Source organism: Verrucosispora sp. WMMD1129 (assembly GCF_029581255.1).
Classification (GTDB): domain Bacteria; phylum Actinomycetota; class Actinomycetes; order Mycobacteriales; family Micromonosporaceae; genus Micromonospora; species Micromonospora sediminimaris.
This window is the reverse complement of record NZ_CP120741.1, coordinates 4,745,757-4,769,900: the sequence shown is the minus strand read 5'-3', so window position 1 is coordinate 4,769,900 and position 24,144 is coordinate 4,745,757. Positions and strand designations below refer to the sequence as shown.

Genomic DNA, 24,144 nt, shown 5'->3' with positions numbered 1-24,144 from the left:
AGCCCTTCGCTCTCCGTACCGTCGTGTCCGACACTAACCGCTGGGCCGGTCGCCGGACTCCCGGTCCGGGCACTGTTCGCTCTCAGCGCAGCAGGCCGAAGGCGTGCCCGGAAAGGGATTGGGCCACCACCCACCGCGACCGGCGGACGGTGGCCCACCCGGCGATCAGTGCTCGTGCGAGTGCTCCTGCTCGCTCGCCTCACGCAGCGCGTCCATGGTCACCACGTTGCCGGCCGAGTCCTTGATCGTGATGCGCTCCATCACCGAGGCGAGGGCCTTGCCCCGCCGGACGTCGCCGTAGACCGCGCCGGCAGTACCGGAGCGAACAAGCTGGTCGTAGTACTGCTGGGGGGCCATACCGGCGCGCTGGGCGCGGTGGACGATCTCGTGACCGAACTCGTCGTCGGAAACCTGCACGTCCTCGGCGTCGGCGAGGGTGTCGAGCAGCAACTGCACCTTCACGCCCTGGGTGGCGGCGTCGGTCAGCTCGGCGTCGATCTGCTCCTCGGTCTTCTCCTCGGCGGCGAGGTAGTCCTCCATCGAGGCGCCGATGCGCTCCAGCTGGTCGGCCATCGCCTCCTTGCGACTCTCCACCTCGTCGCGAATCACGCCTTCCGGCGCCGGCACGTCGGCGGCCGCGACAAGCTGCTCCAGGGCCTTGTCCCGAGCGGCGTAGATCTGCTCGACCCGCTTGCCCCGGGTGACCCGCTCGCGCAGGTCCGCCCGCAGCTCCTCGATGGTGTCGAACTCGCTGGCGAGCTGGGCGAACTCGTCGTCCAGCTCGGGCAGCTCCTTCTCCTTGACGGTGCGCACGGTCACCAGCACCTCGGCGTCGCGGCCGGCGAAGTCGCCGCCCACCAGCTGGGTGGTGAAGGTGGTGTCCTCACCGGCGGAGAGACCCACGACCGCCTCGTCCAGCCCCGGTAGGAGCTGCTTGCTGCCCACCTCGTGCGAGATGTTGCTGGCCGAACCGCCCGGCACCTCCTCGCCGTCGACGGTCGCCCGCAGGTCGATCTGGACGTAGTCGCCCTCGGCCGCGGCGCGCTCGACGGTCTTCAGGGTGGCGAAACGCTCACGCAGCCCGTTCACCTGCTCGTCGATCTCGCTGTCGTCGATCTGCAGCTCGTCGACGGTGACCTCGATCGAGGCCAGGTCGGGCACGGTGATCTCCGGCCGGACGTCCACCTCGGCGGTGAAATTGAGGGAGTCACCGTCGTTGAACTCGGTGATGTCGACCTCGGGACGGCCCAGCGTCTTCAGGTCGTGCTCCCGGACCGCGGCGAGGATGTTCTGCGGGATCGCCTCCTGCACCGCCTCGTTGAGCACGGTGCCCCGGCCGACCCGCTGATCGATGATCGCCGGCGGCACCTTCCCCTTACGGAAGCCGGGGATCTGGATCTGCTGGCCGATCTCCCGGTACGCCTTCTTGAGGCTCGGCTCGAGCTCGACGAACGGCACCTCGATGGCGAGCCGCACGCGCGTCGGGCTCAGAGTCTCGACGGTGCTCTTCACAGGCGTACTCCTTGACGGATCTCGGTTGAATCTGGGCACACTTTCGGCCCATCGAGTGTAGGCGAACCGACACGGCGGACCAGCAGCACCCGGGGCCGGCTGCGGGCATGCCCCGCGTGCCGGTCGTCCGGGTGCCGCCGTCCGGTGCTTGCGGCAGTCGGGGTGGCGGGATTTGAACCCACGGCCCCTCGCTCCCAAAGCGAGTGCGCTACCAAGCTGCGCCACACCCCGTGGCGACGAGCAGTCTATGCCGTCCCTCCGACAACCGACTGCCGGGGCGTCCCCCAACGCGCCGAACGAGGACAAACCAGGCACCAGCACTCCGCGCGGGCAGCGCGGGTCGGCGCGGGTCGGCGGGTCGGCGCGGGCCGGCGGGTCGGCGCGGGTCGGCGGGTCGGCGGGTCGGCGGGTCGGCGGGTCGGCGGGTCGGCGGGTCGGCGGGTCGGCGGGTCGGCGGGTCGGCGGGTCGGCGGGTCGGCGGGTCGGCGGGTCGGCGGGTCGGCGGGTGCAGTTTGCGGGATGTTGCGGTTTCCCGGCCTCGTGAGACCGCAACATGCCGCAAGTTGCGAGGATCGACGCGCAGGCGCGGCACGGGGATACGGCCGCGCGGCTGCCGCGGGTATTGGGTAGGCTGTCGGGCGCACCCGGTCCTCCGGGTGTACGCGGGCGTAGCTCAATGGCAGAGCTTCAGTCTTCCAAACTGACGGTGCGGGTTCGATTCCCGTCGCCCGCTCCAGCAACTTCCAGCCAAGACGCGGCCAGGTGCCGTTCCCGATCATGGCAGTGGCCGTGGCTCGGGCCCGGGTTGCGGTTCTGCCGCAGCAGCTCTCCCCCGCAGAGCGGTCTATTCGCTCGTAGCAGCGTGGCTGCCGGCACCGCCTGTGATTCGGTGGTGTCCGGCCGTCTAGGCACGGCGCGAGCGCGCGGTGCGGTCCGTGTCACTCGGCCTGCTGGCGGAGCGAGACTCTCCGGCTCACCCACGTTGCTCTGCGGCTCGGCGACGATCCGCGTCCTCGATGGCGTGGCGCACGGCTGTCCGGATCACGACGTACAGGACGACCTGACCAGCCAGCCATAAGACCGAGGCAAAGAACATCTGCGAGATGGACGCATCGAACAGCATGGGCGGCACGATAGTTCGGGGAAGCTGTGGCCGCGTCCCCGTGCTGAGTCGATCGGACCCACTGCGCCGCTTGGCGTCGGCTAACGGCGACAGGCCAGCCGGACGATCGCGGAATTGGTCACACCAACGAGGCGGACCATCGGGCTGCCGCGTCGCTGACTACCCCGGGTTGTTCAGGTCTGGCAGGCGGCTGACCGTCGCACCGAGGAGTGGTCGCCGTGGCGCGTGTGGTGCTGCCACGATTGGCGCCGTGACTGGTGACTGCCGCACTTGGCGTAGCGCGCTGCTGGCTCGTGTGATCGCGGAGATCGAGTCGGAGATTCGTCAGGCGTGGGAGCGGTTTGCCGTCGGCCTCGATGTCGAGCCTGATTCTTCCGAGGCGGTCGAGTTGGCCTGGCTGGTGGCCGATGATCCGGCGGCGTACGACTGGCGGACCGTCGACGGGGCGATCGATCGGTTGAGCTGTCCGGTGTGTGGGTCACGGCTGACCCAGGGGCCGGCCGCGTGCGAGACGTGCGAGTTCCATCATCGGATGCGGTTCGGTGCCCGTGAGGTCGACCGCCGGCATGTTCCGCCGGGCAATGAACATGCCGTGCGGGTGGCGAGTGCGGTGGCGCGTACCCGTCATCGGTATTCGGCCAGGGCTCGGGTGGGCTACGAACTGGCGCTGCCGGACCTTGTTGCCGGTGACCTGCCCAGCACCAGGCAGGCTCAGGCCGGCAAGGCTCTGATCAACAAGCTGACCGATGATGAGTGTGACCGCGTCGTGAGCTTCGCCGAGGTCGAGCAGTTGGCGCGCGGTCGCTGATACCCAGCGTCCGCGACTTGGAGCGGCCATGTCTCGTGAACCTGGGCACCCGGCACGTACGACTTTGACTGGCTCAGCGGGCCGCGTGTTCGGCGCGGGCGGGGGCGCCGACCTCGTGCAGGTGTCTTAGGGCCTGGCGGTAGGAGTCGATGAGGCCGGTCTGTTCGTACGCCACGCCGATCTCGGCGCAGTACGCCTGCACGATCGGTTGCGCCTTGCGCAGGTTCGGCGTCGGCATGCCGGGGAACAGGTGGTGTTCGATCTGGTAGTTCAGGCCGCCGAGTGCCACGTCGGTGAGCCAGTTGCCCCGGACGTTGCGGGAGGTCAACACCTGCTTGCGCAGGAAGTCCTCGTCGCCGGTCGGGTGCGGCATGCCCTTGTGGTTCGGGGCGAACGTCATGCCCAGGTAGACGCCGAACAGGGCCTGGTGCAGCAGCAGGAAGGCGACCGCCTGGAGTGGCGTGAGGACCACGAGGAGCGCCGTGAGGTAGCCGACGGCGTGCAGCACCAGCAGGGCGCTCTCCGCACCGCGACGGCGCACCGTGCCGTCGCGCAGGGCCTTGACGCTTGACACCTTGAGGCTGACGGCGAGCAGCGTCAGGAGCGGAAAGAAGAGTACGGCCTGGTGCCGGGTGATGAAGCCCTTCAGCCCGCGCCGGCCGGCGGCTGCCTCGGCCGCCCAGATGAGCACCTCGGGTGCCACGTCCGGATCGAGGTCGTCGTGGTTGGGGTTGTTGTGGTGGCGGGTGTGCTTGTCCATCCACCAGCCGTAGCTCATCCCGACGCCGAGGTTCCCGGCGAGCAGTCCGGCGAGTTCACTCGGTCGTCTGGTACGGAACACCTGACGGTGCGCCAGGTCGTGCGCCACCAGTGCCACCTGGGCGAACGTGACGGCGAGAAAGACGGCCGTGATCATCTGCCACCAGGAGGAACCGATGACGAAGAAGGCCGTCCAACCGCCGACGTACATGAGCGCGACGGCGCTGAGGCGGACGAGGTAGTACGCGGGCCGCCGCCGCATCAGGCCCGCTCCGGTGATCCGGCGGGCGAGTACGGCGAAATCGCTGCCGGTCGTCGTGGTCGTCATGGAACCAGCAAACCGCGTCACGATCTGCGCGTCAGGAGTTCTACCTCCTCTGCGGAGGGGGTGCTGGCACCACCGACAATCGGTAGCCACCGTGGGCAGAATGTGACCTGTGGACGTGGCCGGAGCTGGTGAACGGATCGCCCCGTGGGTCCGCCGGGGCGTACGTTCCGTGCTGGCCGGGGTGGCCGCGATCGGCCTGGCGCTCACGAACTTCCCGCTGCTCGTCCTGTCGATTGTCGCGTTGGCGCTGGTGCCGGTGCCCTTCCTCGGCATGGCGCTGGTGCCCTGGACGACGAAGCTGGTCAGGAGACGCACCGATCTTGAGCGGCGGGTCGCCGCCCGGTCCGGTGTCCTGGTGGCCCGTCCGTACCATCCGCCTCCGGAGCGGGCCGTGCCCGGGGGTTGGCGCCGCTTCCGGTGGGTCGTCACCGACCCGGCGACCTGGCGGGATCTCGCCTGGCTGGTGCCGGGCGCCCTGGTCGGGGTCGCCCTCGGCGTGGTCGCGCTGGCCATACCGTTGTACGGGCTGGCGGGGTTGACGCTGACGCCGGTGTGGATCTGGCTCGGCACCGACTGGTACGGCTACGGCACGGTCTGGTCCGTCGACTCGGTGGGTGAGGCCCTGCTCGGCGTTCCGCAGGGTGCGGCCATCCTGGCCCTCGGCCTGTGGGCGGCACCGTCGCTGCGTCGCGTGGACGCCTTGTTCGACCGGCTGCTCCTCGCGCCGACCAGGGCCGCCGAGCTCCGGCTGCGCGTCACCCAGCTGACCGTGACCCGGGCCGGCACGGTGGACGCTCAGGCCGCCGAGTTGCGCCGCATCGAACGCGACCTGCACGACGGCATCCAGGCGCGGCTCGTCTCGCTGGGCATGATGATCGGGCTCGCCGACGAACTGATCGACCGTAATCCGGCCGCGGCTCACGAGATGCTCGCTGAGGCACGTGAGTCGAGCGGTACCGCGCTGGTCGAGCTGCGGCACCTGGTCCGCGGCATCCATCCGCCCGTACTGGCGGAGCGTGGTCTGGAGGGCGCGGTGCGGGCGCTGGCGCTCAGCCTGCCCGTGCCGATCGCGGTCGACGCCGAGCTTCCCGGCCGGCTCGACACGCCGGTCGAGTCGGCGGCGTACTTCGCCGTGGCCGAGACCCTGACCAACGTGGTCCGGCACAGTCGCGCGCACCACGCGTGGGTGTCGCTGCGCCACGTCGAGGGACTGTTGACGATGGTGGTCACCGACGACGGTGCCGGCGGCGCCGACTCCGCCGCCGGCACCGGTCTGCGTGGTATCGAGCGTCGCCTCGCCGCCTTCGATGGCACGATGGCGCTGTCGAGCCCGCCCGGTGGGCCCACCGTCGTCACCATGGAGCTGCCGTGCGCGTTGTCATCGCCGAGGACCACGCACTCCTTCGTGACGGACTGACCCGCATCTTGCAGGCCTTCGACTTCGACGTGGTCGCGTCCGTCGACAACGGCCCGGCTCTGCTACCCGCCCTGGTCACCCACCAGCCCGAGGTGGCGGTGGTCGACGTCCGGCTCCCACCGACGTTCACCGACGAGGGCCTGCAGGCCGCGATCGCGGCCCGGAACCGGATCCCCGGACTGCCGATCCTGGTGCTCTCCCAGCACGTCGAGCCGTTGTACGCCCGGGAGTTGCTCAGCACTCCGCAGGGTGGCGTCGGCTACCTGCTCAAGGATCGGGTCGCCAACGTCGGCGAGTTCATCGACGCGGTGCGCCGCGTCGCCGCAGGCGGCAGTGCCATGGATCCCGAGGTGATCACGCAGCTCCTCGCCCGCCGGGAGCCGCTGGCAGCCCTCACCGTCCGGGAACGGGAGGTGCTCGGCGAGATGGCCGAGGGCCGTTCCAACGCCGCGATCGCCGCCAAGCTCCGGATCACCGAGAAGGCGGTGAGCAAACACATAAACAACATCCTCACCAAGCTGGACATGCCGCCCTCCGACGACCACAACCGCCGAGTGCTGGCCGTGCTGGCGTACCTGAACGCCTGACCTGGAGGTCCTGGTACGGACCTGCGCTACCCGGCCCCGGGTACGTCGGTGGGTGACACCTCGTCCGATGGTTCGCTTTGCCCGGGCACCACCGCTGACGGTGCGTTGAACTGGATCAGGTAGTCGGGTACGCCGACGAGTTCGGTGACCTCAGGGCTTGGCTTGCCCCGACCGCTGAAGATCACCGTGCCGAAGTCGGCCGGAGTGAACGGGGCACCGGAGGCGAGCGCCGAGCGGATGTCCTCGATCTGCTGCTTTGGCACCCGTAGGTAGCTGTATATCTCCTCACCGACCATGTTCGCGCCGAGGACCAGCAGCAGCGGGTGCGTCGACGACTCGTCCCGCGCGACCTTCGGCGCGGCTTCCGGCTCCGGCAGTCGGCTTGTCACCCACTCTCGGGCCACTGCGGACGACGCCTGCCCGCCGGTCGCCGGCAGCAGGGCACGCAGCGGTACGGCAGCCCCGGCGGCGGCTGCGGTGACCGCGCCGAGTTGCTGGGTCAGGACGCCCGGCAGTTCGATGCTCTCCGTCTGCTGGAGATATTCGATCTGGTAGCGGATCGGCTCGTTGGTCGGCACGTCGCCGGTGAGCCGCAAGGTAACCGGCTCGCCACCGACGCCCGAGGCAGCTAGCACCACACCGGCATGGGCGGCCTGCGAATCGCGCGACCGCCGATCCGATTCGAGCCAGCCGACGGCCTGCCGACAGGCGTCCGCCAGGGTGCCCAGGCTGCTGATCCGACCGTCCCGTTCGAGCAGGACGTGTCGGGTGGCGTCCGGGCGACGAACCGCTCCGGCCACCGCAGCCAGCGCGGTCCGTTGCTCCTCGGGCCCGAGTACCCCCTGCTTCGCGAGCGCGGCGAGCATCTGCACGGCGAAGTAGGCCCGGGCGACGAACGGGTCGGCCGTGGCCCGGACGAGTTCTGCCAGGCCCGCAGCCGTGACCCGGTCCAGCCACCGAAAGGAGCTCAGGACCCGTTCGCCGACCGCGTCGGTGTCCCACGCCATGTCCAGCAGAGTTCGCAGCGACGGCGCGTCACCGTCGCTCAGGATGACCAGCAACGCACCGGCGACACTGCGGATCGCCCACGCCGGCTCTCGTCCGAGCAACGTCAGCAGCAGGGCGGGCAGGTCGTGTGGTTGATCGGCCACTGCCTCCCGCAGGGCGGCCGGTTGCCTCGTCGCCACCGCCCACAGCACGGACAGATAGTCGGTCTCGGCATCCCACCGCACCCGGTCAGCTGCCTCGTCGCGGTCCACGATCTCCTCGACAACCTCGTCCAGCAGTAGCGCGAGCAGCGGGTTCGGCGCAGCGCTGGGCCCGGCCGGGGAGCCGTGCAGGACGAAACGTGCGGCCCGCCGTAGGTCGGCCAGCCACTCGTCGCCGGCCAGGAACGGGTCCACCGCCCCGACGAGGCCACGCAGCACGAGGTCGGGTGCGATGGAGGCGTCGTCCTCGATCGTCGCTCCCGCACGGGTCAACGCGGTCAACGCGGCGACGGCGATCGGCTCGTACGGATCGCGAGCCAGCAGCCACAACTCGGCAATCGCCTCCGTGGTGTCCAGATCCGGCGCCTCCCATCGCACCCGGTTCAGCAGGAACCCGACGCCGTCGCAGGCAGCCACGGCGAGCCCGTCCCCGGAAAGCGCCTCGCCGAGCAGCGATTCGATGGAGAGGCCGGTCACGGGCAGGATCTGTCCGAGCAGGCGCAATGCGTGCGCCGCAGGTCCGTCGCCGCTTTCGTTTACACATCGTCGGGCTGCGCCGGCCGCCCGGCGCAGCCGGGTGGTCTCCATGCCGAAGCGGCTCGGCGACCAGGCCACCCTCCGCAGCGCCCAGAGCACCTTCGCCTGCTCCTCGTCGCAGAGGCGGGGCAGCTCCGCGAGCAACATGTCGAGAACCGGCAGACGCAGGTGATGGAGCGTGGCGAGCAGTCGCTGCCGGGTACCCGGCTCCGGGGAGAGCGTCTCCAGCGCCGTTCGCAGGACACCGGGTGCGTCGTGCACGACGTCGGCCAGCGCCCACGACAGGTCGCCGTGGAGGTGCGGATGACGCTCGTGGGCGTCACCGACCAGCCGTACGAGTTCGACAATCGTTGCCGCGCCGAGTGCGCTGGCCCGCAGTTTCGGTGGACCCTGCCCGCCTCGGGACACCGTGGCGATGGCGGTCCGCGTCCGCAGCCGGATCCGGTCGTCACCGCTGCGGAGCAGTTCCGGAAGGCGAGCCACGGCGGCTGGATCCAGTTCCCCGGACTCGATCGCCAGCAGCGTCGCGACGGCCGAAAACTCCGCCCGGGGATGCGCACGCCACCGGGGCAGGCTCGGCACCCGTGCGGTCGCCCGGCTGGATGCCAGCAGGTCGACGGCGTCGTCGACCTGCTCTGCGGCGAGCAGCGCGTCGAGGCCGGCCACGGCCTGGTTCTCCAGCCGAAGCGGGGTCACACCGGCTGCCGCCCGCGCGCGCAGAGCGGCGAGTGCGGCGGGGCGTCGCTCGACGTCGGACAGGGCGGACCAGGCGGCACGTTCCGATGTGAACCGACCGGCAGCATCCCGGAGCAGGTCGAGGCCGCGACGGCAGAGCACGGCCGTGGTGAGCGCGGCCCAGGCTTGCGTCGTGTCCGCGTCCCGGCCGACCCTGTCATGGCTGAGCAGCGCACCTGCCGCGTCGCCCCGGGCGATGCTGCGCTGGCGGCGTGTGGTCAGCACCGTCTCGCACCGTCCGTGCCGGGCCCGTGTCTCGTCGCTTGCCGGCGGTGGCAGGACCGACAGCACGCGGGCGACCTCGTCGGGCGGTGCGCCCCGCAGCGCGACGAGCGCTTCGCACAGCAGGGCCTCCTCGGTGTCCGGGTCAGCCCACCGGGCCACCCGGGCGAACGCACTGGCACGTGCCGCAGGGTCGTCGATCTGCCGGGTCGCCGACACCGCCCGCTCCAGCAGGTCGGCGGCCGGTGCGATCAACCGCTCCTGCACGGCGAGTTCGATCGCCCGCAGGCGCTGGTGTCCGTCGGTGAGGCCGCTGAGCGCCCGGTCGAGAGCGGGCAGCGTCCAGCGGTCACCGAGCAGCGCTGCCAGCCGGATCCGCCCACGGAGATCAGCGTACGTCGGCCGGGGCTGCCCACCCGACCGGTCGAGGGCGGCCAGCGCCATCGGATCGCCTGGCAGCCCGCTCCCGGCGAGCGGTTGATCGCCCGCCGCCTGCTCGACGTCACCAGCCTCATCGTGCTGGTCGGAGTCCTCGGCGGGAGCATCGCCGGACGGCCGGGCACCGCCAGCCGTGCCGAGTCGTTCGAGGGTACGCCGGGCGCTGGTCGGATCGGTGATCAGCACCTCCAAGGCGAGGCAGGCCGCCTCGGTACGGAATCCCGCAGCGATGATCTGCTCGGCCAGCCGATCCAGGAACCAGCACCGCAGGAACCCCCACCGGGCATGCAGACCCGCGAGCACGGTGAGTGCCTCCGCCAGGTCGTCGGTGGGCGGCGAGAGCGGGTCGAGTAGCCAGTCGTCGGTGCCGGCGGCGGCGACGGACTCGGTACGCGCTACCCCGGCGAGCGCTGTGGCCAGGCCGCCCGCGACGTTGACCATGTCCCGGCCGCTGACGTCGAGCATGACGGCGACGTCGTACTCCTTGTCCTCGTTCGCCCCGCAGACCGCGAGCGCCAGATCCTCGGACAACGGCCGGTCGGTCGACGAGTCGCCGCCCCGTCGGGGATGCCCGACGACCCAGAGTGCGCGTACGACATCGGCGAACACGTCCCGGGACTGGTCGGCGGAGGCGTCCCCGGCGAGCCCGGCTCCGGCCGCCAGCGGGCTGAGGCCGGCGAGCGCGTCGCCGAGCAGCATGTCGGTGCGGCCCAGCCGCCACCGGGCCCGCTGCCGGACCGCTTCCACGGTCGCGCTGTCGTCGCCCGGCTCGGCCGCCGGCCCGACGAACGGCGCTGTCGCGGACGGCTGATGCTCACCGGTGTCCAGCACCAGCCAGGCCGCCAGGGCGTCGCCGCGTGTCTCGGTATCGAGGCGCCGGTCGGTGAACACGTCGGTGAGCAGGCCCGGCAGGTCGCTGCCGGGCACGGCGGTACGCAACCAGGTCAGCAGTCGATCAGTCAGTGGGCTGTCGACCGCGATCTGTTCCGGGCGAAGCGCCACCGGGTGCGGACCACGCGCTGCGATCGCCGGTTGGATGAGGGTGTCGAGCAGGACCGCGGCCCGGTAGCGTTCCGCCGGCCCGCTGGTCGGCGCGGCGAACACCGACATGGCCTCGTCCCGCCGCCGCAGCCAGTGGATCATGTCGAGGAAGGGGATGCCACCGTAGAGGCAGAGGATCGCCCGGAGCCACCCGAGGTCGCTGCGGACCCGGTCGCGCAACGCCGCTTCGGTCGTCAGGGCGATACGCATCTGGTTGCGTACGCCGATCGTGGTGGTGCCGCGGATGCCGGCACGACGTCGGCCGCTGCCCGCGCCGACGGCCGGCGGTACGGCACTTGCCATCGCCGTCAGCAGCGCCTGCTGCTCGGCGTCCAGCCTGGACCTGACCTCCTCGGGGTCACCGCCACCGGTCGCGGCCATCCGTCGGTGCAGCACGGAGAGCAGCGCGCGGGTGGCCTGCCAGCCGTGGTCCGCGCCGTCCCGGTGCTGGGCCTCCAGCAGCGCCTGCACGACCGATCGGTCGTGCAGGCGTAGTGCGTCGATCAGCCGGGCAGCGGCGACCATGCTCGCCGGGAACGGATCGCGCAGGTGCTCGCAGAGCGCTTCGCAGATCAGTCGAGGTGCGGTGTCGCCCTGCACGCTGACGCTCCAGCGCAGCAGCGGCTCCAGCATCCGGGCGCCGTCCGGGTACAGCGTGACGACGGCGCCGGTCAGCTCGGCCTCGGTCTCCACCGCCACCCGGACCAGGGCACGCAGGTGTTGCCGGCGCAGCCCGGCGATGTCGGCCAGGCTGTGGCTGAGCATCTCGGCGGCCAGTCGTCTGGTGGGCCCGGTGAGCAACTCGTCGAGTACCGACGAGAAGACGTTCTCCGAGACCCGACTGAGCTGACCGAGGGCGAGCCGGACCGCCTCCAGCCAACGCGGGTCGCCGAGGCGGTCGCTGATCCCGGTGACGATCGCGTCCACGGTGCCGGCGTCGATGAGCCACCGGCCCGCGAAGTACTCCTGCACCGTCAGGTGCCGGAACCCGTACAAACCCTGCCCACGATCGGTGAGCAGGTCGATGCTGGCGATCACCAGTTCCGCCTGCTCGGCAACGACTGGCGACACCGGCTCGCCGAGCAGGTCCAGCGCCCGGTGACACAGGGTGGTGAGCGTGGTGCGTTCGACGAGCCCGCTTCGTGACACGTCGTGTATCTGGTACGCGACCGCGGCCTGAAGCCGGATCAGGGTGTCGACCGACGCGTCGGGGAAACGCAGCCCTCCTCGTCGCACCGCGTGCTCGACCATCGCGGTGTAGAGGTCCGCCCGTAGCCACCGGTCACCGCGGCTACCGGGACGACCGAAGAGTCCGGAGAGGACCACCGAGATCAGCGACACCAGCAGGTACGGGTTGGCGGCGAGCTGCCACACGGCGGAGCCACCACCGGTGATCACCTGATCGATCTCGGTACGTCGTTGTGCCTGGTTGGCCTCGGGGACGTGAACGGTGGCGAAGTAACCGCCGAGCCAGTAATCGATTACCGCTGCGACCCCGTCACCGTCGAGTGGCCCGATCAGCAACTGCTCGAACCGGTCGCTGAGCGCCGCCCCGTAGTAGCCCGCGATCCGGCTGGTGATGATCGTCTGGTTTCCGCGGGCCCGCGCGGGGTGGTCCAGCCGGACACCGCCGGAGGCGGCGAAGACATCCAGTGCGGCGGCGACGGAGCGGCGATCGGTCAGCGAGGGCACCTCGTCGAGACCGTCGACGATCAGGACCAGCCGCCGGCTACGCAGCGCCACCCGGGCGAGTCTGGCCAGTTCGTCGGGCGGCAACGGGTCGCCGCTGGCCGGGTCGGTGGGGGCTGCACCGGCCCACCCGAGCTGGATGGCGAGGGCGGCCAGCCCTTCCGCCGATTCCTCGGCGCCGGCCAGCCCGACGGCGAGATCGGCGGCCCGACAGAGCACCGGCAGCCGCCGCACCTCATCATGCTCCCCGTCGTCGGCGAGTTGCCGCGCGGCGGTGTCGTGTGCGAGCCGGCGCACCATGCTGCTCTTTCCGCTGCCGGGCTCGCCGAGCACGATCGCCCGCCAGACGGTGCCGGCCAGTCGGCCGGGGGACAGGTTCGGCAACCCGGAAAGGTCGAGCCGGTCGATCGATCGTGCCGGAGACAGGTACGTCGGCAGCGGCCGATCGGCGAGCACCGCAAACTCGGCCTCGCTGGCCGGCACTGTGCCGCCGCCGGCCGCCTGACGGGCCCGGCTACGCAGATGATCGAGTTCGGTGGTCCGCGCTCGGCCGGTCGAACCGTCGCGAACCAGCGGCCCCGGTGGCGGGCACTCGGCCAGCGGCATCGTCACCGACACCCCGGCGATGACGCTGTCGATACCGCTGTGCGTCCGGTACACCCAGCGCAGGTACGCCTCGCGTACCGGGGCGAGCGCGTCCTCGTCGGCCGCCCGGTCCCGGGTCGCGACCGGTTCGGCGCGCGGCGTCAAGCGGATGACCCGGACCAGCCGGTCGTTCGCGGCGGCCCGGGCCACCGCAGCCGCGTCGCCGCCCGGTACCGCGACCATGGGCAGGCCGGCGAGCCGTCGATCGATCGCCTCGGGCCGGCTGTCCGGCTGGCCGACCAGCACCACACCACTGCGGTCCGGATGGTTGTCGAGCCAATAGGCCACCTGGTCACGGACCCGCCGATCACGCACCACCGAGCTGTCCCGACCCACCACGATGAGCAGTGACGCCTTGTCCATGACGGCGTACACCATTTCCCAGTCGTCGGGTTGGTGCAGTTGGCCACCGGAGTAGAAGAGCTGCATGGGCAGCGGATCGAGGGCCGCCAGCAGCGACTGCTCCACCCAGTCCCGGTCGCTCTCCGGGTAGCTGACGAAGGCGGTGGTCGATGGTTGTGGATGTGCGGCCGACAACGCCACCGTGAGGCGTTCGATGACGCCGCTGTTGGCGATGTTCGTACCGCCCGTGTTGGCCTGCCCGGCGGCGCCGGTCGCACCACCGGGCAGGTCACGGAGCAACCCGGCAAGCGCATCAGCGGGTGACTGTGGCGGTCGACTGACGGATGGCACGTCATCCTGCGGCGGTGTCACCGAACCAGAAAACCCGGCGCGGGTAAGACGCACAACCATACGTGGCGCGGCCATTACTGACCGAACGGCCCACGGGGCACGGGAAGTGAAGGGCCACGATGGAGACATGTGGGGTAACTGGCGGGCCGTCGGCTGGGTCGTGGTCTACGCGCTGGCCGGCGCCACGTTGCTGGTCATCGGCGTGATCTTCCTGGCCAGCGAGGGTCTCGAACGCGCGAGCTGGTGGGCCGGACTGGGCGCTTTCCTGGTCACCGTGGTCAGCGCCGTGGTCGCCGCCAGCCGTACCCGACGGCAGACCCGGGCGGATGCTGCGTCTCTGTCCACCGAACGGGGTACACCGCCCGCAGCCGAGGTGAGCGACGGCGACGATCATCCGCGCCACGAGCCGGCGCCGCGCACCGGCGCGGTCGAACAACACAATCTCGGCGGCATCAACATCGCCAACACCGGCAGCATCGGTGCGGTGGACATCCGTGCCGATGGAGGGACGGTCCGGTGAGGTACTTCATGATCCCGTGCCGGTTCGGCACGGCGCGCGTGCCGTTTCCCCTGTACGTCGGTGAACCGGCGGTCGGCACCCACCCGCTGGAACAGCAGTCCGCCTGGCTGCACCGGGTGCGCGGCGGCTCGGTCCCGGTGGAGGTGATGGACTCGTTCGAGAAGCTGTTCGCGATCGCGCTCGAGAACAACGTCTCCTTCGAGGAACTGTGCGCGTACGCGATGGAGCAGGCGGCGAGCAACGAGGCGACGCCGGACGGAGACGACGGCCACCCGGCCGCGGCAGACAACCGGCCCGAGGATTCCTAGGGCGTGTCGCCCGCACCGCCCGGCGGGCGGGGATGAATCGCGTCGGGCGGGGTAAGCAGGCGGCCGTCCTGGTGGAGTGACGACCTCGGTCGCGGTGCGACGCGACCACGAACCGGGCGGGTCGGCCGCCGAGCCGGCCCGCCCGGTGACGGCCACTCAGGTCGTCAGCCAGGTCCAGGCGTCCATGATCCACTGCGTCTGTTGTAGGAACGCGACACCGAGGCCGGTCAGGAACACCGCCGTCACCAGGTGCGCTCCCCGGGCGGTGCGCCGGACCCGGCCCAACTGCCGTTCCAGCACCACTCGGCCGAGCAGCCGGGCCAGAGTGAACAACCCGGCCGCGACCAGCAGGCTCAGCACGAAGATCACCACCGGTCCGACGAGGTCGCCGCCGCCGGAGATCGCCCAGATCCCCCAGCAGACGAAGGCGAACAGCGCTCCCGCGAAGCTCCACTCGCCGCCGCGCTTCAGCCGGGCCACGTGCCAACTCAACGGCTGACGCGGCACCGGTTCGCCGGGCCAGCCGGTGCCGGTCTGCTCGTGCTCCACCGTCGGGAACGGCTCGGTACGCGGCGCCCGGGCACCGACCTGGGCCACACCCCGACGGTACGGGTCGCGCTGCGGCGGCACCCCGCCATCGGGCTGCGGCGGCACCTCGACGGTCCGCTCCGCCCACGGCTGCGTCTGCTCGGCCATGTCGTTCCCTCCCCCTTTCACCGGCGGCGCCCCCGGACGCTGCTGGAGACTTCGAGGGTAGCCAGCCCGCAAATAGGTCGCCCCACCCACACCGATCGGCTAGACACGAGCGGTGACCACCTCCGCCCTGGCGATCGAGACCGCCACCGCCGACGACTTCGACGAGATGAACGGGTTCCTCGGTTCCCTGTTCCATCAGACGCTCGATACCGAAGCCCAGGAAGTCGAACGTCCGATCTTCGAACCGGAACGCGCCCTGCAGATCCGCGACGGGTCCGACCTGGTCGCCACCGCCATCGCGTTCACCCGGACGCTCGGCGTGCCCGGTGGTGACCTGGCCGCCGCACACGTCAGCATGGTCGGGGTCGCGCCCACCCACCGTCGGCGGGGCCTGCTCACCGCGATGATGCACCACCAACTGCGTCAGATCTACGACAGTCGCCGGGAGCCGGTCGCGGTGCTCTGGGCCAGCGAGGGCCGAATCTATCCGCGCTTCGGCTACGGCCTGGCCTCGCAGCGGTACCACGTCTCCGGCGAGACCGCCGAACTGCGGCTACCGGCACCGACGCCGGGCGAGGGCCGGCTGCGCCTGGACCGCCCGACCGACCGACAGGCCGACCTGGCCCGGGTGTACGAGCGCGTACGCGCCGATCGTCCCGGCTGGTCGGCGCGCGACGACAGGTGGTGGCGGTACGTGCTCGTCGACCCGCAGGCGCACCGTGGTGGCGCCACCGAGCGGCGGGTGGTGCTGCACGAGGGACCGGACGGTGTCGACGGCTACGGGCTGTTCCGCACCAAGGCCGAGTGGGACGACGGCGGCCCGAACAGTCTCACCACGGTCGACGAGGTGGTGGCGAGCACCCCGGCGGGGTATCTGGCGATCTGGCGGATGCTGCTCTCGCTCGACCTGACCCGACGGCTGGCGTGGATGCGGGCGGCGGTGGACGAGCCGCTGCTGCGGCTGCTCGACGAACCGCGCCGGCTCAACTGCCGGCTGGTCGACGCGCTGTGGGTACGGGTGGTGGACGTGCCGGCCGCGCTCGCCGCCCGGCGCTACGCCACCGACATCGACGTGGTCATCGAGGTGGCCGACCACCTGCTGCCGGAGAACACCGGCCGGTGGCGGCTGCGGGGCGGTCCGACCGAGGCCACCTGCACACCGGCGAGCGGGCCGGCCGACCTGGCCTGCGACGTACGCTGCCTCGGCGAGCTGTTCCTCGGCGGCGTGACCCCGGCCGCACTGGCGGAGACCGGCCGGCTGCGCGAGCTACGCCCCGGCGCGCTCACCGCCACCGGCCCCGCCTTCACCTGGCACCGAGCCCCCTCCGCCATGGAGATCTTCTGACGGCCTGATCAGCGAGGCGGTCGGGTGACGGCCGTGGGGGTACGGTCGGGGGGTGGCGGATGGCGGGGAACGGCGACGACGACGGCATCGGCACCACGGCGCCCCGGGAGGCGGGATCGACGGTGGTGCGGCGGCGGCCACCACGGCCGGGGTGCACGACGGCGGTGAGGCCCCGCGTGGGCGACGCAACGGTGCCCCCGAAGAAGGCGAACGGGGGCTGCGCGGGCTGGTCGGGTCCGGGTCGTCGCAGGTCAGTGTGACCGCCGCGATGCGGGCGCGGGACGCCGCCCGACCCACCGACGAGGATCTCGCCGCGGCGGCGGAGCGGGTCGTGATCGTACGCCGTAACTGGACCCCTCGCGACGAGCTGCCCCGCCGTTGACCCGTCCTGATCCGGGGTCGAGTGGTCTGCCCCACCCCGGATCAGGCGTGATCGTCCCAGAGTCGCGGATCAGGGCAGGTCGGGCAGCTGCCGGGTGCGCTCGTACTCGGCGACCTGGGCGATCCGACGAGCGTGCCGGTCACTGCCCGAGAACGAGGTGGTCAGGAACGCCTCGACGATGGCGGTGGCCTCGTCGAGAGTGTGCTGACGGGCGCCGACGGCGACCACGTTTGCATCGTTGTGCTGTCGGCCCAGTTGGGCGGTCTCGACGCTCCACGCCAGCGCCGCCCGCACCCCCGCCACCTTGTTCGAGGCGATCTGCTCGCCGTTGCCAGAGCCACCGATGACCACACCCAGGCTGCCCGGGTCGGCCACCACACGGGTGCCGGCGTGCAGGCAGAAGGCCGGGTAGTCGTCCTCCGGGTCGTAGGCGTGCGGGCCGATGTCGACCACCTCGTACCCCTGCTTGGCGAGGTGGTTGGCCAGGTGCACCTTCAACTCGAAACCGGCGTGATCGGATCCCAGGTAGACGCGCATAACGCGCAGTCTGTCAGGCCCGTCCCACCGGGCACCGCCGGGGCGGCGCCCGATGGGACGGGCAACGGATCAGGGCAGTTCGGCGACCACCAGGCCGCCGCGTGCCTTCGGGGTGAACCAGGTGCTCTTGCGGGGCATCTTCTCCCGGGCCAGGTTCACCGCGACGAAATCGTCGACGGTCACCGGCGCGATGAGGATGGCCAACTCGGCCCGACCGGCCCGGACCTCGCCGGTCAGCCAGCTGGACGGGTAGTCACCGCCCACGTAGGTGATCCGCTTGTCACCCGGATCCAGGCCGAGGGCGTCGCGCAACAGCAGCCGCTCGACCAGGGCGTGGTCGAGATTCTCCAGGCGACCCGCGCCGGTGTGCGGCAGCGTCACCGCGTACGCCTGATCGGGAAGCTGGAGCACGACGCTGCCGCCGGTCGCCGGGACCTCGGCCGGGCCGTCCAGCTCGGCGATCCGCGCCCCGGCGGCGGCCAGCCGCTCCAGCAGTTCCCCGGGGGTGGTGGTCAGCTCACTCACCAGGCGGTTGTACGGCTGAATGGCCACCGAGGCCGGAGTGGTGACGACCGCCAGGAACCGGGACATCCCGCCGGTCTGCGCGGCCAGGCTGCGGTGGTTGCCATCGGCGACGACCAACTCGCCCCCACCGGCCAGGGCGGTCAGCTCGTCCTGCTGCGGGCCGGGGCCGACCAGCCAGATGGCGTGGGTACGTCCGGCCTGGTCGGTGTCGGTGGCGGCGGGCGCCCCGGCCGCGTCGGTGGCCGCCGCGAGCGCCACATGCAGCTCGTCGCCGCGCCCGGTCTGCAGCAGCAGTACGGGTGAGAGCAGGTGCCCCAACGCCTCGGCCAACGCGACCCGTTCGCGCACCTTCGCGATGAAGACGTCCTCGTTGCGGATGACCAGGCCGGGTTCGTCGGCCCGGGTGGAGATCTGGTCGGTGTCGACCATGGCGAACAGCCCGTAGGCCGGCTCCTCGCCCGGCGCGCTGATCCGGTACAGCACCACCACCTGTTCTGCCGGTGTGTAGCTGCCGTCGGCCTTCGCCTCCGCGAGCCGGCTCACCGCGTCCGGCAGGGCGTCGGCGAACGACCGGCCGAGGCTCTCCGGGGCCTTGTGCGGCATCTCGATGCCGAGGGCGCTGTGCGGATTCGCCTCGATGATCGCGGTGATCTCCGCGTCGTCGGCGAACTCGTCGTAGTTCTGGGCACCGGTACCACCAGTGGTGATCCAGGCGCGGGTGATCGGGTGCACGACCGTCATGACAGTTGACGCTACCGGCGACGCGTCGGGTGTCGCCGCCGGACCCGCCCCGAGCCCACCAGATGAAAGCCGGAGCACCAGCTCAACGCTCCGCCTCGGCCGCCCGTCGATGCCGGCCGGCGAGCGCTGGCACCACGATGGGACGGCGCGGCAGCGCCGGCCGGGGCCCCTGGTTCCGGATCTCGCGGCCGGGAGGGGTCAACCGCGAGGTGGCGGGGACCGAGGCGATGCCCACCGCGCCGTTGCGCCCGAACCGGCCGGCCGCGTTCGGGCTGCGATCCTGCCGGGGCGCGGACCAGGCGCCCGCCCGACCGTTCCCCGGGATCGGCGCCGGCCGTGGCACTCCCCCGCCGACGCCCTCCTCCCGACTCCAGCGATCGTCGACCGGAGCACGATGCTTGGCCACCAGGCACCTCCACGAGCGGTGGGCTGCGGACATCGGGACAAACGAGTCCGTGACCGCACCGGTGACGCCGGGCCCCACGGCAGCGGCGCTGCCGGGCGTCGGGGCCGGCGGGTCACCAAGCGTCGCCAAGGTGCCTTGCTCGCACCTCAGTCGAAGATGGGGTCGAGGTCGCGGCTGCGCTTGAGTTCGAAGAAGCCGGGGGTGCCGGCGACCAGCAGGACGCCGTCCCAGAGACGACCCGCGGCCTCGCCCGTGGGCGCCGGAGTGACCACCGGCCCGAAGAAGGCGACCTGCCGGCCGTCGGGGCCGGGAGCGTGGATGACCGGGGTGCCGACGTCGGTGCCGACCGGCCGCATACCAGCCTCGTGACTGGCCCGCAGCGGCGCGTCGAGGTCGCTGTCCCCGGCCGCCTCGGCCAGCGCCGGGTCCAGTCCGGCCTCGGTCAGGGCGGCGACGTACAGCTCCGGACCAAGTGGCTCCTTGCCGAGGTGGATCCGCGTACCCAGGGCCGTGTAGAGCGCCCGCACGGCGTCGGCGCCGTGCCGCTGCTGCACGGCGACGCAGACCCGCACCGGCCCCCACCCGTTCCGCATCAGCTCCCGGTAGTCGTCGGACAGCTCCCTACCCTCGTTGAGCACCGACAGGCTCATCACCTGGAAGCGGACGTCGACCGGACGAACCCGCTCCACCTCCAGCAACCATCTGGACGTGAGCCACGCCCAGGGACAAATCGGGTCGAACCACATGTCAACGGTGACGCGCTCGTTCACGACGAGTTCCTTTCGCAATGATTTCGCCGGCGCACCGGCGTACCTCCGATCTTTGCTCCACCCCCTGCCACCTGCCCGAGGATCGAGCCGTGACCTCGCCCACCACCGCCTACCCGTACATGGAAGACTCAGGCCCGGACCGGCCGTCACGAGCGGTCGACGGAACGTGCGACCGTGACGACGGCGAGAGTGGGATGGAGACGAACAGTGCCGGGAGTGCGCAACCTGACACAGGTCGAGGCGACCGAGCGGGCCCGCCTGCTCGACGTGACCGGGTACGACATCAGTCTGGACCTGTCCAGTGCTGTTCACGCCGCTGACGGTCGTACCTTCCGGTCGACCACCGAGGTGCGGTTCGGCTGCGCCGAACCGGGGGCGAGCACGTTCATCGAGGTGGCGGCCGACTCGGTACGCTCGGCGACGCTCAACGGCGCCCCGGTGGACCTGGCCGACTTCTCGGCCGAGAAAGGGCTCACGCTGACCGGGCTGGCCAGCGAGAACACGTTGGTCGTCGACGCGGACTTCGCGTTCTCCAACTCCGGTCAGGGGCTGCATCGCAGCGTCGACCCGGTCGACGGTGAGACCTACCTCTACAGCCAGTTCGAGACGGCCGACGCGCAGCGGGTCTTCGCCTGCTTCGACCAGCCCGACCTGAAGAGCGTCTACACCTGGCACGCCACCGTTCCGGAGCACTGGAAGGTGGTCTCCAACATGCCGGTGGAGCGGGAGGAGGCGGCCGGCGAGGGCCACAAGACCGTCCACTTCGCCACCTCCGCCCGGATGAGCACCTACATCACCGCGCTGTGTGCCGGCCCGTACCACGAGGTCCGGTACACCCACGACGGCATCGACCTGGGCTACTTCTGCCGGGCGAGCATGGCGCAGTATCTGGACTCCGACGAGCTGAACCTGGTCACCACGCAGGGCTTCGACTTCTTCCACCAGCAGTTCGGGGTGCGGTACCCACTGCCCAAGTACGACCAGCTGTGGGTGCCGGACTTCAACGCCGGCGCGATGGAGAACTTCGGCTGTGTGACCCACGCCGAGTCGCACTACCTGTTCCGCTCGCAGGTCACCGACTTCGAGTACGAGCAGCGGGCCAACACCGTCCTGCACGAGCTGGCGCACATGTGGTTCGGCAACCTGGTCACCATGCGCTGGTGGAACGACCTGTGGCTGAACGAGTCGTTCGCCGAGTGGGCCAGCCACTGGTGCAACACGCACGCCACCCGGTTCACCGAGGCGTGGACGACCTTCCTGTCCATCCGGAAGAACTGGGGCTACCGGCAGGACCAGCTCTCCTCCACCCACCCGGTCTACTGCGAGATGCCCGACCTGGAGGCCGTCGAGGTCAACTTCGACGGCATCACGTACGCCAAGGGCGCCAGCGTGCTCAAGCAGTTGGTCGCCTACGTGGGCGAGGGGCCGTTCCTGGGCGGCCTGCGCGCCTACTTCGCCCGGCACGCCTGGGGCAACGCCACCTTCGACGACCTGCTGTCCGAGTTGGAGACCGCCTCCGGTCGCAAGTTGACCACCTTCGCCTCACAGTGGCTGGAAACCGCCCAGGTCAACACGCTGCGCCCGGAGCTGACCATCGGCGCGGACGGCACCTACCAGCGGGTGGCGGTCCGTCAGGAGGCGCCCGAGGGTTACCCCACCCTGCGTACCCACCGGATCGGGGTGGGGCTCTACGACCTCGCCGACGGCCGGCTGGTCCGCCGCGAGCGGTACGAGGTCGACGTCGACGGCGAGCTGACCGAGCTCGGCGCACTCACCGGCGTGCCCGCGGCCGACGTGCTGCTGCTCAACGACGACGACCTCAGCTACACCAAGCTGCGGCTGGACGAGCGGTCCATGGCGACGGTGGTCCAGCACATCGCCGGCCTCGAGTCGTCGCTGGCCCGGGCGCTGTGCTGGACCGCCGCCTGGGACATGACCCGCGACGCCGAGTTGGCCACCCGCGACTACGTCGCCCTGGTGCTGGCCGGGCTGCCGGCGGAGACGGACATCAACCTGGTCACCGCGACGCTGCGCCAGGTCAGCAGCGCGCTCACCTTCTACGCCGACCCGGCCTGGGCGCCGACCGGCTGGGCCGACCTGGCCCGTACCGCGAAGACCGCGCTCGCCGCGGCCGAGCCGGGCAGCGGCTTCCAGCTGGCCTGGGCCCGGGCGTACGTCTCCGCAGCCCGCACCGGCGAGGATCTGGCCGTGCTGCGCGGCTGGTTGGAGGGCACCCAGGTGACCCCGGGGTTGACCATCGACACCGAGCTGCGGTGGAGCGTGTTGCAGGCACTGGTGGCCAACGGTGCGGCCGGGGCGTCGGAGATCGAGACGGAGCTGGCCCGGGACAAGACCTCAAGCGGTGAGCGGGAGGCCGCGTACGCGCACGCGCTGGTGCCGACCGAGGCGAACAAGGCCGCCGTCTGGGCTCAGTTGACCGGCCCCGAGGCGCTGCCGAACTGGCGGCACCGGGCCCTGTTGCAGGGCTTCAGCCACCCCACGCAGGTGGAACTGGTGACGCCTTACCGGGACCGCTACTTCGCTGCGGTCGGGCAGGTCTGGGCGACCCGGGACAGCGAGCCGGCGCAGGAGTTCGCCATGCTCCTGTACCCGGCCTACCTGGTGCAGGACGACACCGTCGAGGCCACCGACGCCTGGCTGGCGCAGGAGGGCCACCCCGGGCCGTTGCGGCGGCTGGTCGCCGAGGGCCGCGACGGCGTGGTCCGCGCGCTCGCCGCGCAGGCCCGGGACGCCCGAACGGCCTGACAAGGCGGGAGCCTGGAGCCGGCGTGGGTGTGCGCCCGCGCCGGCTTCGCCGGTTATGGTGATGGAAGGAGGTGGACGTGATGGCACAGCCGATTCACGAGCGGCGCCCACCCGAGCGAAGCTGGCGGGAGCAGGATCTCTCCGACCTGCCAGCGGATGGAAGCCGCTACGAGATCATCGACGGGAGCCTCCACGTGACCCCACCCGCCGGTCCATATCATCACGAGTTGGCTGATGACATTCGGATGGCGATGCGGCAGGCGGCCCCGGAGGGGTGGCGGGTTATCCGGGAGATCGGGGTGCAGGTGCCGGCCGGCAACCTGATTCCAGATATCACGGTGCTCAAGGTTGGAGCCCCGCAGGACCGGATGTGGGCGGAACCGGCGTACGTCGCGCTCGTCGTCGAGGTCGAGTCGCCCAACAGCCGCCGACACGACCGGTTCGCCAAGCCCGCGCTCTACGCCGAGGCCGGCATCCCGTTCTACTGGCGGGTCGAGCGCGGTGATTTCGGCCCGGTGGTGTACCGCTACGAGTTGGTCAAAGAGGTCCACTACAACCTCCTCGGCACGGTCGGGCCGGACGATCCGGTCGAGGTGACCGAGCCGTGGCCGATGCGGCTGGATCCGTCCGCCTGGCCCAGGTGAAGCTGGAAATCCTGGCCATGCAAAAGCCCGGCCGCGCGCGACGCGGGCCGGGCTTTTGTCGTACCGGTCGGGCTCAGCCCTTGCCGGCGTAGCGGGAGAGCTGGTCGAGGCCCTGGATGATGCCGCCGGCGAGATCACCGCCACCGAACGAGGCCACCATCGACAACGCGGCGATCTTGGCGTACGTGTCCGGGACGCGCTTGCGGGCGTACCGGCCGGTGACGATCTCCAGCTGACGCTGGTTGGGTGAGATCGCGATCAGCACCGACCGGTCGGGCTCGGCCAGCTGCCGGTGCAACCGCTCGGCGTGCTCCCGGATCGGCTCGTCGAGGCCGCCGACGAAGACGGAGAAGACCAGGCCGGTCGTCCGGTCGGCCACCCGCAGCGCCTCGTCGATGCGCAGCAGCTGGCGAGTCGAGAACGGCCCGTCGAGCACGTCCGGCGGGTTCTCCGTCCCGGCCGCGTGCTGCTTCTCACCAACGGTCACTTGCGCCTCCGGTTCCACCGGTCGGCGCCTCTACGCCGGCCTGTTCCTGCGTGCGGCTGGTCAGCGCGGGCGCCTGTGCCCCCACCGACAGCGCGGTGCCCGCGGAGTCGGCCAGTTCCTCGGGGCGGCCGAGGAACCACACCGGCGTGAAGGTGAACGGCCGGCCCGGCCGGTACCGCTTGGCACCGCCACCCCCGCCCTGGCTGCCCGCGTAGACGAGGCCGGCGATCACCAGCACGATGGCTGCCGGGATGCCGACGAAAACCAGCAACGTG

20 protein-coding genes and 2 tRNA genes are annotated in these 24,144 nt (G+C 71.1%); 10 read left to right on the top strand and 12 right to left on the bottom strand.

Translation table 11 applies throughout. The features are described 5' to 3' along the window. Nucleotides 1-165 precede the first annotated feature (165 nt). The gene (gene tig, locus O7624_RS22240) at nt 166-1,512 is read right to left on the bottom strand and encodes a trigger factor (RefSeq protein ID WP_282237120.1); all 1,347 of its coding nucleotides are present in this window, start codon (nt 1,510-1,512) and stop codon (nt 166-168) included. A 157-nt stretch (nt 1,513-1,669) separates the two neighbouring features. Next, nucleotides 1,670-1,743: transfer RNA gene (locus tag O7624_RS22235), tRNA-Pro, on the bottom strand. 431 nt (nt 1,744-2,174) lie between these two features. Here O7624_RS22235 and O7624_RS22230 point away from each other — a divergent pair. Continuing rightward, a tRNA-Gly gene (locus O7624_RS22230) sits at nt 2,175-2,248 on the top strand. A gap of 237 nt (nt 2,249-2,485) precedes the next feature. On the opposite strand, the gene O7624_RS22225 is transcribed toward O7624_RS22230, so the two are convergent. After that, the gene (locus tag O7624_RS22225; protein ID WP_170863644.1) at nt 2,486-2,635 is read right to left on the bottom strand and encodes a hypothetical protein; all 150 of its coding nucleotides are present in this window, start codon (nt 2,633-2,635) and stop codon (nt 2,486-2,488) included. Nucleotides 2,636-2,885: 250 nt separating this feature from the next. Between O7624_RS22225 and O7624_RS22220 the strand changes: the two genes are divergently transcribed. Further along, on the top strand, nt 2,886-3,443 hold the full coding sequence (locus O7624_RS22220; protein ID WP_282237119.1) for a hypothetical protein: 558 nt from the start codon (nt 2,886-2,888) through the stop codon (nt 3,441-3,443). Between the two features lie 73 nt (nt 3,444-3,516). Here O7624_RS22220 and O7624_RS22215 read toward each other — a convergent pair whose 3' ends face one another. After that, nucleotides 3,517-4,530, bottom strand: coding sequence for an acyl-CoA desaturase (locus O7624_RS22215; protein ID WP_282237118.1), 1,014 nt, complete (start codon nt 4,528-4,530; stop codon nt 3,517-3,519). Nucleotides 4,531-4,639: 109 nt separating this feature from the next. Here O7624_RS22215 and O7624_RS22210 point away from each other — a divergent pair, with 109 nt between their 5' ends. Together O7624_RS22210 and O7624_RS22205 are read left to right on the top strand one after the other, a co-directional pair. Next, nucleotides 4,640-5,947 carry a sensor histidine kinase gene (locus O7624_RS22210; RefSeq protein ID WP_282237117.1) on the top strand — a complete coding sequence of 436 codons (1,308 nt, stop codon included), beginning with the start codon at nt 4,640-4,642 and terminating at the stop codon, nt 5,945-5,947. Then, entirely contained in the window at nt 5,899-6,534 is a 636-nt protein-coding gene (locus O7624_RS22205) for a response regulator transcription factor (RefSeq protein WP_282237116.1), read from the top strand. The genes O7624_RS22210 and O7624_RS22205 overlap by 49 nt, the downstream gene beginning before the upstream one ends. A 26-nt stretch (nt 6,535-6,560) precedes the next feature. Here the strand turns inward: O7624_RS22205 and O7624_RS22200 are convergent, their stop codons facing one another. After that, the gene (locus O7624_RS22200) at nt 6,561-13,691 is read right to left on the bottom strand and encodes a hypothetical protein (protein WP_282237115.1); all 7,131 of its coding nucleotides are present in this window, start codon (nt 13,689-13,691) and stop codon (nt 6,561-6,563) included. A gap of 178 nt (nt 13,692-13,869) precedes the next feature. On the opposite strand from O7624_RS22200, the gene O7624_RS22195 reads away from it, so the two are divergent. Next, nucleotides 13,870-14,262 carry a hypothetical protein gene (locus O7624_RS22195; RefSeq protein ID WP_282237114.1) on the top strand — a complete coding sequence of 131 codons (393 nt, stop codon included), beginning with the start codon at nt 13,870-13,872 and terminating at the stop codon, nt 14,260-14,262. Then, nucleotides 14,259-14,570: a DUF2610 domain-containing protein gene (locus O7624_RS22190; protein WP_093411292.1), complete on the top strand. Its 312-nt coding sequence runs from the start codon at nt 14,259-14,261 to the stop codon at nt 14,568-14,570. Before O7624_RS22195 ends, O7624_RS22190 begins: the two co-directional genes overlap by 4 nt. Before the next feature lie 156 nt (nt 14,571-14,726). On the opposite strand, the gene O7624_RS22185 is transcribed toward O7624_RS22190, so the two are convergent. Continuing rightward, nucleotides 14,727-15,266, bottom strand: coding sequence for a hypothetical protein (locus O7624_RS22185; RefSeq protein ID WP_093411290.1), 540 nt, complete (start codon nt 15,264-15,266; stop codon nt 14,727-14,729). Nucleotides 15,267-15,378: 112 nt separating this feature from the next. Between O7624_RS22185 and O7624_RS22180 the strand changes: the two genes are divergently transcribed. After that, entirely contained in the window at nt 15,379-16,611 is a 1,233-nt protein-coding gene (locus O7624_RS22180) for a GNAT family N-acetyltransferase (protein ID WP_282237113.1), read from the top strand. A 115-nt stretch (nt 16,612-16,726) separates the two neighbouring features. Beyond that, nucleotides 16,727-16,993, top strand: coding sequence for a hypothetical protein (locus tag O7624_RS22175; RefSeq protein WP_232511488.1), 267 nt, complete (start codon nt 16,727-16,729; stop codon nt 16,991-16,993). A gap of 69 nt (nt 16,994-17,062) precedes the next feature. Here the strand turns inward: O7624_RS22175 and O7624_RS22170 are convergent, their stop codons facing one another. The 4 genes from O7624_RS22170 to O7624_RS22155 form a co-directional block, all read right to left on the bottom strand. Further along, nucleotides 17,063-17,530 carry a ribose-5-phosphate isomerase gene (locus O7624_RS22170; protein ID WP_282237112.1) on the bottom strand — a complete coding sequence of 156 codons (468 nt, stop codon included), beginning with the start codon at nt 17,528-17,530 and terminating at the stop codon, nt 17,063-17,065. Nucleotides 17,531-17,599: 69 nt separating this feature from the next. Further along, a complete protein-coding gene (locus tag O7624_RS22165; protein ID WP_282237111.1) occupies nt 17,600-18,796 on the bottom strand; it encodes a DUF1015 family protein in 1,197 nt (398 codons plus the stop codon). Between the two features lie 82 nt (nt 18,797-18,878). Next, nucleotides 18,879-19,202 (bottom strand): hypothetical protein, encoded by a 324-nt coding sequence (locus O7624_RS22160; protein WP_093411281.1) that lies wholly within the window; start codon nt 19,200-19,202, stop codon nt 18,879-18,881. 146 nt (nt 19,203-19,348) lie between these two features. After that, nucleotides 19,349-19,972 (bottom strand): disulfide bond formation protein DsbA, encoded by a 624-nt coding sequence (locus O7624_RS22155; protein ID WP_282237110.1) that lies wholly within the window; start codon nt 19,970-19,972, stop codon nt 19,349-19,351. Between the two features lie 216 nt (nt 19,973-20,188). Between O7624_RS22155 and pepN the strand changes: the two genes are divergently transcribed. Both pepN and O7624_RS22145 read left to right on the top strand, forming a co-directional pair. Then, nucleotides 20,189-22,738: an aminopeptidase N gene (gene pepN, locus O7624_RS22150; protein WP_282237109.1), complete on the top strand. Its 2,550-nt coding sequence runs from the start codon at nt 20,189-20,191 to the stop codon at nt 22,736-22,738. 80 nt (nt 22,739-22,818) lie between these two features. After that, nucleotides 22,819-23,382 (top strand): Uma2 family endonuclease, encoded by a 564-nt coding sequence (locus tag O7624_RS22145; RefSeq protein WP_282240715.1) that lies wholly within the window; start codon nt 22,819-22,821, stop codon nt 23,380-23,382. A 73-nt stretch (nt 23,383-23,455) separates the two neighbouring features. On the opposite strand, the gene O7624_RS22140 is transcribed toward O7624_RS22145, so the two are convergent. Continuing rightward, complete coding sequence (locus O7624_RS22140) at nt 23,456-23,869, bottom strand: DUF5130 family protein (RefSeq protein WP_093411273.1); 414 nt, start codon at nt 23,867-23,869, stop codon at nt 23,456-23,458. After that, the gene (locus O7624_RS22135) at nt 23,856-24,140 is read right to left on the bottom strand and encodes a hypothetical protein (RefSeq protein WP_282240714.1); all 285 of its coding nucleotides are present in this window, start codon (nt 24,138-24,140) and stop codon (nt 23,856-23,858) included. Before O7624_RS22135 ends, O7624_RS22140 begins: the two co-directional genes overlap by 14 nt. Nucleotides 24,141-24,144: the final 4 nt, after the last annotated feature.